Raw genomic sequence first — 9,977 nt, forward strand, 5'->3', positions numbered from 1 at the left:
CAAATCGCAGTTGCCCTGGCCGAGGCTCTGAACTGCGGGGTCAATGACCTGCCTCTTTCACTGGTGTTATCCTGGTATGAGCAAAAGGCGGTCTCGATACTGCTGACCCTTTTGTACCTGGGCATCAAAGATATTCGCCTGGGGCCCAGCCTGCCTAATTTCGTCAGCCCCAACGTATTGGGGGTCTTGGTGGAAAACTTCGGCATCCAGGCGGTAGGCGAACCGGAACAGGACTTACAAGCCATTTTAGGCTAAGCGCTGAAATAAATATTGGCCGCGGCTGATCAACCCGGGGCCAACTTCAATATAATTCTTCTTCCCTGCTGGGGCGGGCTGACCGCCCCGGGGGGCTTTTTCCACATCTTGAGTAAAGGAGTGAAGCTCATGAACAAGCAGCCTGATCAAAAAATTCTAAACGGCGCCGCTGCCGCCGGACTGATCGAATATCAGGAGCAGTCCGTGGTCAGCCGCACCCTGATAGCCCGGCCCACCGGAACCGTAACCCTTTTTGCTTTCGATGCCGGACAGGGCTTGAGCGAGCACAGCGCACCGTATAATGCCCTGGTGTATATCCTGGACGGGAAGGGCGAGGTGACCGTTTCCGGGGCGCCCCATCAGGTATCAGCGGGAGAGGTCATCATGATGCCCGCCGGAGAGCCGCACGCCCTGCACGCTCCGGAGAGATTTAAAATGATGCTGGTCATGATCCGCTCCTGAGGCCGGGTATAGGCTACAGGCAGCGAATCCGGCCGGATGAGTCCCGTCCCCTGTACAGGGGCGGACTCTTTAAAATGCGGAGGGTTATACTGTGAAATGGAGCGAGGAAGCTCAGCAAGCCCTGGAGAAAGTGCCCGGGTTTGTACGCAAAATGGCCCGGCGCGCGGTCGAGCAAGAGGTGCGCAAAAAAGGAGCCGATACCGTTGAGCTAAGCGATGTCACCGCAGCGCAGGCCAAATACCTGGGCTACATCGGAAAGGAAGCCGATGCTTCCAAAACCCGGGTGGCGGTGGTGCGCTGCGAAATTGTATCCGAGGTCTGCCCCGGGGTGGCCTGTTTGAAGTCCTTCAACCGCCGGGAAAGCCATTTCAAGGACTACCCGGGCGATATAGAACTGGTGGGGTTTTTTACCTGCGGGGGCTGTCCGGGACGGCGGGTATTTCGCCTGGTGGACAGCTTAATGCGCTATGGGGTGGATGTGGTGCACTTATCGTCCTGCATGCTCCTGGAAGAGGATTATCCACGCTGCCCCCATGTCAAACAAATAAAAAAGACATTGGAAAGCAAAGGCCTCAAAGTAATAGAAGGAACCCATCATTAAAAACCCGGGCGCTTAGCGACGCTGCCTGGCGCAAGCCGGGAAGGTTTTCTGGCTGGCGTAAACGAGGTGCGTACAGAACCCAAACGCAAGTGAGAACGGTCTTGCCTTGCGCAAACCGGGTGAGCGCATGACTCCGCCCGAGCTATTAAACGGCTTTGTTGGCCTGATTAAACCGCATTTCATAAAGATCCCAACCCCCGATTGGGAATACTACAAGAAATTCTGCCAGGGAGGTAGATGAGATGGCGAGAACAGTTATAAAGATTGATGAAGAATTATGCAACGGCTGCGGCGAGTGCATTTCACCCTGCGTGGAAGGCGCTCTGGCGCTGGTAGACGGCAAGGCCAAAGTAATCAGCGCGGAGCTTTGCGATGGAGCCGGAGTGTGTATAGGGGCCTGCCCGGTAGGAGCCCTGTCTTTGCAACGAAGGTCAGATGCAGTGGAGATCCCGGAAGATATCGGCCGTGACCCAGCAGGGCAGGAACTGTTGCGCTGCCACCTGTGCCGGCACAGCGAAGCCGAACACTACCTCTTGCAGGTCCGCAAAAATGGGGAGAGCCACTGGGTTTGCACCCGATGCCTGCCCGGCCTGATCCACGGTTAAGCCGGTCTGCCGTCCCCGCGACATGCGGCGGGGGCTACTTGCGGGCGATGAGGATAGCGATCAGCATGGCCAGGAGAATCAGCAGGGCCCCCAGATAAGCGCGCGACGAGAGCACTTCACCCGCCCACCAGTAGCCCGCAACACCGGCAAACACCGGTTCCATGGCAAGAACTACTGCGAAGCGGGTAGGGGTGCTGTATTTTTGCATGGCGTTCTGGATCAAAAAGGCCAGACTGGTGGCGAAAATGGAAGTGATCAGGATGGCTTTGATCACCGGGACGGTCAGAACGATCCGCCCGGGCTCGACTACCAGGCCGATGGCCAGGCACAAAATCCCCACCGTAAATATCTGCACCGCGGTGATGGCTGTGGCCCCAAAATTGTGGGAGTAGCGGTCTACCAGGATGATATGCACCGCGAAGCCGACCGCGCAGCCTAGCACCAGCAGATCGCCGTACCCGGGGCGGAAAGAGCCCGCCGGAACTGACATCAGGAAAAGCCCCAGGGCAGCTGTTGCGGCGCTAAGCAGTGTCGACCAGTGCGGCACAGAGCGCTCCAGGAGATGATACAGCAAAGGCACCAGAACCACGCTCAAACCGGTGATAAAGCCGGCGTTGGAAGAGGTGGTGTACTGCAACCCCACGGTCTGAAAAATATAGCCCACAAATAAAAAGAACCCGATGAAAATACCGGTCAAAACAGTCTGCTTATTTATTTTGCGCAGGTGCCCAAAGCTGAGTAATACCAGGACCAAAAAAGCCAGGAGAAAACGTATCCCCAGAAACATAAAAGGTCCGATATCAAGCAGGGCTTGCTTGGTGATAACAAATGTGGCGCCCCACACCAGTGCCACCATCAACATGCCCAGATCAGCCTGAAGTCCTTTATCAAGCCTTTTTAACAAATCCTCATCCCCCAACTCTTTTAAGTTAGCACTATATAAACCGGGAAGCAACACCCGAAAGCAGTGCGATGTCAAGGCAGCCCCGATACAGACTGAAGTCGGGCCGAGTGTTCGTCCGGCGCTGCTAATCCAGCGGCATGAACAGCCTCGAACGTCTGAATTCCGCTTGAGAAAAAGAAGTTCAGCCGCTCCCCAATGTAAATTCCTATAATCTCCTGAGGCAAGATTGTTGCCATAGAGCCCGGCAACCTCCCTGTAAGGCTGTACTGAAACCTGATAATCCCCCATTACACCCTGTAAATTTTTGGCGAAAAATTGTATGATAGATAGTGGCGAAATCAAATCCCCTAGCTTGGGGAAAGCTAAAGCGAAGCCATTTGAGGGGGCATTGCCATGTGGCTGGTTGCCATCTGCGTAATAATTGGATTTGTACTCAGCAAGCGCTTATTACGCTGGTCGGACCGGATGATACGCGTCGGACTTTATATTTTATTGATAGCCATGGGTATGAATCTGGGCAGAAGTGAGGAAATCATGCGGGCTATTCCCATCCTGGGGGCCCAAGCTCTGCTTTATTGTCTGGCCTCGAGCCTGGTGAGCGTGCTGGCGGTGTTTCTTTATGAGCGGCTTTTCATCCACCGCTTCATCCGCCGCGGAAAACCCCGCGAACGTTCAGGCCTGGGACGGGAAGCCTTTCTGATCGGAATCATCGCCTTATGCGTCATCCTGGGGGTATTAAGCGGAAAATACTGGATCACCATGCCTGCCAATCTGGCCGGTGTGCTTTTCAACCTGTCGCTGGTAATTATCTGCACCGCTATAGGGGTGACCATTCGCGGTTCACTGCATTTCATCACCCAGACCAAAAAGATATGGCTGTATGCCATGGTGCCGGTCATGGTTACTATCGGCAGCGTAGCGGGAGGCCTCCTGGCCGGCCTCTTCACCGGGCTCGATCCGGTGGACTCTGCAGCCATCGGCGGGACGATGGTATTCTATTCCTTCGCTTCGGTGGTCATCACCCATCAATCCGGCGTCGATATCGGCCTCCTGGCCCTGCTTAGCAACATACTGCGGGAAATCCTCACCTTTGCGGCAGTTCCGTTCTTGTCCCGCTTTTCAGAATTGTCTGCTTTTGGGGTGGGAGGGGCTTCCACCATGGATGTGACCCTGCCGGTTATCAAACGCAGTCTGCCGGAAGAGTACACCCTTTTGGGAATCTTCAACGGAGTGGTTTTGTCTGTAGCGGTGCCGCTCCTGCTTATGCTGCTTTATGGCCTGGCCTAGCCATTCCTTATAATGATAACGGGCGGACATATCAGCTGCCGCCGTTTCCTGGCAGACCTGACCGTTTTCACGGCCGCTCTATTCCCGACACAGTCTGTCGCCTGTGCATGGCGATATTGACCTTGTCACCTTGTTGTAATCTTATGACCTCCCTTGCTCACAAGCTCCGCCCCAACACGTTCCCAACCCTATAGTAGAGGCCCGCCAATTCCAACATTTCGACGACGCCCAATATGCCCGCGGCGCCCTTAAAGGCGGCGAATAATCGGCATGAAAATTTCAGTGTCCGCCTTTACTGCATTTACCTTCTGGCGAAAAACCCTTTTTGTTGTCGAGCCGGGTAGTTACATGTATAATTAACTTGTCTGTTGAGATCGTGGGAAACCCAGAAAACAAAAGAGGGAGATGAGGAGAGCATGAAAAAGCACTTAAAACTGTTGTTGGTTGCCATGCTGGTCTTTAGCCTGGCAGCCGTGGGCGGATGCGCCCAGAAAGAACCCGCACCCCAGCCGGGGGCCCAAACCCCTGCTCCGGCAAAAGTCCTCAATGTCGGCACCCAAGCTACATATCCGCCTTTCGAATTTGTGGACAAGGCCAGCGGTGATTTCATAGGATTCGATATGGACTTGATCCGGGCTATCGGTAAGGTTCAGGGTTATGAAGTCAAGATTCAGAGCATGGGCTTCGACGCTTTGATTCCATCCTTGCAGGCCGACAAAGTGGATGTCACTATTTCGGCGCAGTCCATCACCGAGGATCGCCTGAAAGCCATTGATTTCAGTGATCCCTATTTCAAAGGCGGCCTCATTGTAGCGGTACGCGCTGACAATACCACCATCAATAAATACGACGACCTGGCCGGTAAAAAACTGGCTGCTGAAGTAGGCACCATTGGAGCCGCTGCTTCCGAGAAACTGAAGGAAAAAGACCCCAAGACTCAAGTGCGTATTTTTGACGGTATCGGTGAAGCCTTTATGGAACTGGAAAAGGGCGGGGCCGAAGGAGTTATCAATGACTGGGCGGTCACCGATTATTATATGCAGACCGACGGCAAAGACAAGATCAAAGTGGTGGGCGAGATCTTCCAGGCTGATGATCAGTACGGCATCGGCATCAAGAAGGGCGATGCCGAGACTTTGCAGATGATAAACGAAGGTCTGGCCAAACTCAAGACCAGCGGAGAATTCGATCAGATCTACAAGAAGTGGTTCAGCGAGTAAGAACAGACTCATTGATGCCTGAAAGTGCGAGAGGCTTCTCGCTCTTTCAGGCATCTCGTTGGGAAGGAGAAAACAGCCAATGGCCATAACGCCATATCCGATGTTGTTCGGTGCCACGCTATGGGAGAAATTAACCGCTATTAATGGGTTTAACGTGGTTGCTTCCAATTGGGCATACTTCATTGAGGGCGGCCTGGTAACTCTACAACTGACGGTTTTGTCCGTTTCTGCGGGCATGGTGCTGGGACTCATTATTGCCTTAATGAAGATGTCCCGTTGGCGGCTTTTGAGTTCAGTAGCCGTCATTTATATTGATTTCTTCCGCGGGACCCCTTTATTGGTGCAAGTAATGCTTTTTCACTTCGGCATCTTGCCCATATTTATTGATAGCGGGCCATTTTTATCCGGCGTTATCGCCTGTTCGCTCAACAGCGCCGCCTATGTGGCAGAAATCGTGCGAGCCGGCATTCAGGCGGTGGACCGGGGGCAAATGGAGGCGGCCCGCTCGCTGGGCATGAACGGCAGTCAGGCGATGCGTTACGTGATATTGCCGCAAGCCTATAAAATTGTGGTTCCCCCCATGATCAATGAATTCGTCATGTTGTTAAAAGACACTTCACTGGTTTCGGTGATCGCAGTTATGGAATTGACCCATCGCGGCAAACTGCTCTATTCCACCACCTATGAAGCGGCCTGGGTGTGGGGCGCTGTCTGCGTGGTATATTATATAATGACCAAGACCATCGCCATGATGGGGGACTGGATTGAAAGGAGACTGGCGACAGAATGATAGAAGTCAAAGGCATTCACAAAAATTTCGGTCGCCTGGAAGTCCTAAAAGGCATCGATTTCCACGTCGCAGAGCGCGAAGTGGTCTGTGTGATCGGGCCCAGCGGCTCCGGAAAAAGCACTTTGCTGCGCTGCATCAATCAACTGGAAACGGTTCAGCAGGGGCACATATTCATCGACGGGGTGGAGGTCACCAACCCCAAGACCGATATCAACGCGTTGCGCCAGCAGGTGGGGATGGTTTTTCAGCTTTTCAACCTGTTTCCCCATAAAACCACCCTGGAGAACATCACCATGGCCCCCATAATACTCAAAGGCATGCCCAAAGAACAGGCTGAGGAAATCGCCATAGGCCTCTTGCGCAAAGTGGGGCTGCCGGACAAGGACCACGTCTATCCGGCGCAGCTTTCCGGGGGACAAAAGCAGCGGGTGGCCATCGCCCGGGCCCTGGCTATGCATCCCAAAGTCATGCTGTTTGACGAGCCTACCTCCTCGCTGGATCCGGAAATGGTAGGTGAGGTATTATCGGTCATGAAAGACCTGGCCCATGAAGGCATGACGATGGTGGTGGTCACACATGAGATGGGCTTTGCCCGCGAAGTGGGGCACCGGGTGATATTTATGGACGAAGGGATTATCATGGAGGAAGGCTCACCGGTCAACATCTTTGACAATCCGCAAAACTCGCGTACTCAGTCCTTCCTGAGCAAGGTTCTGTAAAGCAAATTAATGGAAAAGGCATGGGGACGGTTCTTTTGCCTGCCGAAGGCAGGCAAAAGAACCGTCCCCATGCCTCAGGTAAAAGAGCATGAGCCGTAAAAGAACCCAAAAAATTTTGGATATTCTGCAGGATGCCTATCCGCAGGCGGGAACCAGGCTGAATTTTCAAAGCCCGTTTCAGCTCCTGGTAGCGGTGGTTTTGTCTGCGCAGAGCACTGACGAGCAGGTTAATCAGGTTACTAAAAGATTATTCAGCCAATACTCCACCCCGCAAGAGATGGCATATCTGCCGATGGAGGAACTGCAGGAGCTCATTAAAGGAGTGGGCCTGTTCCGCAACAAAGCCCGCCATATCAAAGCCCTGTCAGAAATCCTGGTCGAAAAATACGGCGGGGAGGTGCCGCATACATTTGAAGAGCTTATCGAACTCCCCGGGGTGGGACGCAAAAGTGCCAATGTGGTTATGGCGGTAGGGTTCGGTCTGCCGGGTCTGGGGGTGGATACTCATGTCCACCGGGTCAGCAACCGTCTGGGACTGGTCGATGCCAAACAGCCCCATCAAACCGAAGCTGGCCTGAAAGCCCAGATTCCTCGCCAACGCTGGGGTCAGGCCCATCACCTCTTGATAAGTCACGGGCGGGCGGTGTGCAAAGCCCGCTCCCCGCAATGCAGTTTCTGTCCTCTAGAATCGATGTGCCCCAAAAACATCGACTGACATTCCCGGGACACAAGGGGACCGTCGACCGTCTCCATTATCAACCTGCTATTTTGTCAAACCAGTTGCGTTCAGAAAAACACTGGAACGGTCCCCGCCGCTTGATCAGCGGCAAAAACCGTCCCGTGTTCCCCCCTATTTCCCTCTATTCCCTCGGGATATAAATATGCCACCGGTTATTTCACCAGTGGCGGTAGCTCTCGCAGTATAGCTCAATGCATGCGGTCAAGGAATGAAATGCTGCTGGTCTTTGTCACAAATGCAACCGGTCTAACCGCAGCTTTTTAATCCCGGAACCGAATCTGCTGTCCTAAAGGATTACCCGGCGAAAGCCTTGAACCGGGACAGCGGGCCATGAAGCGAAGATCTGCGTATTGAACCCCAAACCACCAATGATTAAATGCTTTAACAAGACCCTCCGCGCGGGTCTGAGCTGATCTCGCTATTCTCCTCCCAACAGCTAATGACTTGAAGGTGATTTCCCGATTAAGATAGGCTGATTAAAGTCATAATGAACCGGGATTCTCTAAATATCTCTATGATTATACTCATTATAGCATAGTGAAAAAAAAAACAATATACTGCGCGAACATTACAATAACGTAAGAAAAATACGAACGAAGGCAGCCAAAGTCGACAAAATATAAATAATTTGCAAAAAATGCTGAAATAAACCACGAATGCAGTTAACGGAAATCATACGCATAAGACATGGCAAAAGGCTCAAATGGCCTTAAACCGCTGAAACTTCACAGCTTAATCTCTGACTTGATACGTAAGAAAAATTTTAATAATAGTGTAAGCCTAAACTAAATCACTATTGCCAAGTGTCTTTTTTTCACTAATTTTTTTGGCCGGATAAAGAATGGGGGGCCTTAAAGCTGAACATCAAGTATTGGTATATGATTGCGGCAAAAAGCGGCAATAGCATGTTGCCGAGAAATCGAGTGGAGTCATCTTAAGGTGGAGGTGTAACGTATAACTCTCAGTATAATAGCACCGCCCCACGGCAAGAATCGATATATAAATTTTCACAACCTCGAGCAGTGGTGGGGATGCTTCCCAGCAGCCCTCTTTGCGGATTGCTTGCTAGCCACGAGGGGATATGCTACAATAAATTATTATTTTCGGTTTAACCATGATAATAAGCGGCTGAGAACGGGACAGTAATCGACTTGGTTAAGGTTGAGCGAGGCCGGGCGGGTGCAAGCCGGCTCCTCCCATTTCGACGAAGATCACCCGGGAGCCTTCAACCCGAACTTATAGTAGGTTTGAACGTCTGCTCGCGTTATAGAGCGGAAAAGCGGTGTCTGCGGCTGGGCAGGCGCTAGATGGGTGGTACCGCGGAAGAGGCCTTTCGTCCCTGAGGATGGAGGGCTTTATTTTTCCCGCGGCCTCCCGCCAAATCGCCAGCAAATTAAGACTTGAGGTGAATCACATTGGCAAAAGGTAAGTATGACGCAACCCTGAATCTTCCCCAAACGCAGTTTCCCATGCGGGCCAATCTACCCACCCGGGAGCCCGAAATCTTGGATTACTGGGAAAAGACCAGGATTTATGAAAAGGTGCAGGACAAAAACGCCGGCCGGCCCACTTTTATACTGCATGACGGGCCGCCTTATGCCAACGGGGACATTCACGTCGGCCACACCTTGAATAAGGTATTGAAGGACATAATCGTCAAATATAAATCCATGTCCGGTTATGATTCGCCTTATGTGCCGGGGTGGGATACCCACGGGCTGCCCATCGAACAGCAGGCCATCAAGGCCCTGGGCTTGGACCGTCACCGCACCGATGTGGTGGAGTTCAGAAACCACTGCAAACAATATGCCCTGAAATATTTGGACATCCAGCGCCGCGAGTTCAAGCGCCTGGGGGTCAGAGGCGACTGGGAGCACCCCTACATGACCCTGGACCCGGTTTTTGAATCCGTACAGATTCAGGTCTTCGGGGCTATGGCCAGCAAAGGCTACATTTATAAAGGCCTCAAACCGGTGTACTGGTGCGGCGACTGCGAAACCGCCCTGGCCGAGGCCGAGGTGGAATACGGAGACAAGGTGTCGCCTTCGATTTTTGTAAAATTCCCGGTCAAGGACGGCAAAGGAGTGCTGCCTGAAGACGCTTTTGTGGTGATCTGGACCACCACCCCCTGGACCCTGCCGGCCAATACCGGTATTTCCCTGCATCCCGATTATGAATATGTGCTGGTTCAGGCCGGCAATGAAAAATACCTCCTGGCCAAAGGCCTTTTAGAGGAGGTCAGCCAAGAGCTGGAATGGCAGGATACCAAGATCTTGCAGGAATTTGCAGGCAAAGAACTGGAGCTGATTGTCTGCGCCCATCCCTTTTTCGAACGCGACTCCCTGGTGGTCTTGGGCGAGCACGTCACCCTGGAGGCCGGTACCGGATGTGTTCA

General features: G+C 52.8%; 10 protein-coding genes, 1 pseudogene and 1 other annotated feature. Of the genes and pseudogenes, 10 read left to right on the forward strand and 1 reads right to left on the reverse strand.

Translation table 11 applies throughout. The features are described from left to right. The 4 genes and pseudogenes from B3W37_RS09865 to B3W37_RS09880 form a co-directional block, all read left to right on the forward strand. Nucleotides 1–255 (forward strand): annotated as a pseudogene (locus B3W37_RS09865) (hydroxylamine reductase); the annotation flags it as partial. Nucleotides 256–384: 129 nt separating this feature from the next. Then, nucleotides 385–717 (forward strand): cupin domain-containing protein, encoded by a 333-nt coding sequence (locus B3W37_RS09870; RefSeq protein WP_483168685.1) that lies wholly within the window; start codon nucleotides 385–387, stop codon nucleotides 715–717. Between the two features lie 91 nt (nucleotides 718–808). Then, a complete protein-coding gene (locus B3W37_RS09875; protein ID WP_483168684.1) occupies nucleotides 809–1,318 on the forward strand; it encodes a CGGC domain-containing protein in 510 nt (169 codons plus the stop codon). A gap of 242 nt (nucleotides 1,319–1,560) precedes the next feature. Next, entirely contained in the window at nucleotides 1,561–1,923 is a 363-nt protein-coding gene (locus B3W37_RS09880; protein ID WP_483168683.1) for an ATP-binding protein, read from the forward strand. 34 nt (nucleotides 1,924–1,957) lie between these two features. Here B3W37_RS09880 and B3W37_RS09885 read toward each other — a convergent pair whose 3' ends face one another. Next, nucleotides 1,958–2,827 carry a DMT family transporter gene (locus B3W37_RS09885; protein WP_483168681.1) on the reverse strand — a complete coding sequence of 290 codons (870 nt, stop codon included), beginning with the start codon at nucleotides 2,825–2,827 and terminating at the stop codon, nucleotides 1,958–1,960. A gap of 393 nt (nucleotides 2,828–3,220) precedes the next feature. Here B3W37_RS09885 and B3W37_RS09890 point away from each other — a divergent pair, with 393 nt between their 5' ends. From B3W37_RS09890 to B3W37_RS09915, 6 genes are all read left to right on the forward strand, one after another. Continuing rightward, the gene (locus B3W37_RS09890) at nucleotides 3,221–4,114 is read left to right on the forward strand and encodes a LysO family transporter (protein ID WP_481038303.1); all 894 of its coding nucleotides are present in this window, start codon (nucleotides 3,221–3,223) and stop codon (nucleotides 4,112–4,114) included. A 416-nt stretch (nucleotides 4,115–4,530) separates the two neighbouring features. After that, nucleotides 4,531–5,334 carry a transporter substrate-binding domain-containing protein gene (locus B3W37_RS09895; RefSeq protein ID WP_483168680.1) on the forward strand — a complete coding sequence of 268 codons (804 nt, stop codon included), beginning with the start codon at nucleotides 4,531–4,533 and terminating at the stop codon, nucleotides 5,332–5,334. 79 nt (nucleotides 5,335–5,413) lie between these two features. Beyond that, a complete protein-coding gene (locus B3W37_RS09900) occupies nucleotides 5,414–6,124 on the forward strand; it encodes an amino acid ABC transporter permease (RefSeq protein WP_483168679.1) in 711 nt (236 codons plus the stop codon). Beyond that, nucleotides 6,121–6,843: an amino acid ABC transporter ATP-binding protein gene (locus B3W37_RS09905; protein ID WP_483168677.1), complete on the forward strand. Its 723-nt coding sequence runs from the start codon at nucleotides 6,121–6,123 to the stop codon at nucleotides 6,841–6,843. Before B3W37_RS09900 ends, B3W37_RS09905 begins: the two co-directional genes overlap by 4 nt. A gap of 88 nt (nucleotides 6,844–6,931) precedes the next feature. Beyond that, complete coding sequence (gene nth / locus B3W37_RS09910; protein WP_483175600.1) at nucleotides 6,932–7,558, forward strand: endonuclease III; 627 nt, start codon at nucleotides 6,932–6,934, stop codon at nucleotides 7,556–7,558. A 1,145-nt stretch (nucleotides 7,559–8,703) separates the two neighbouring features. Beyond that, nucleotides 8,704–8,926 (forward strand) — a binding site (T-box leader). Nucleotides 8,927–9,051: 125 nt separating this feature from the next. Beyond that, nucleotides 9,052–9,977: class I tRNA ligase family protein (locus B3W37_RS09915; RefSeq protein ID WP_483175616.1), on the forward strand; the 926-nt coding region annotated here is incomplete at its 3' end.

This window comes from Syntrophomonas sp. UBA5494 (assembly GCF_002426325.1).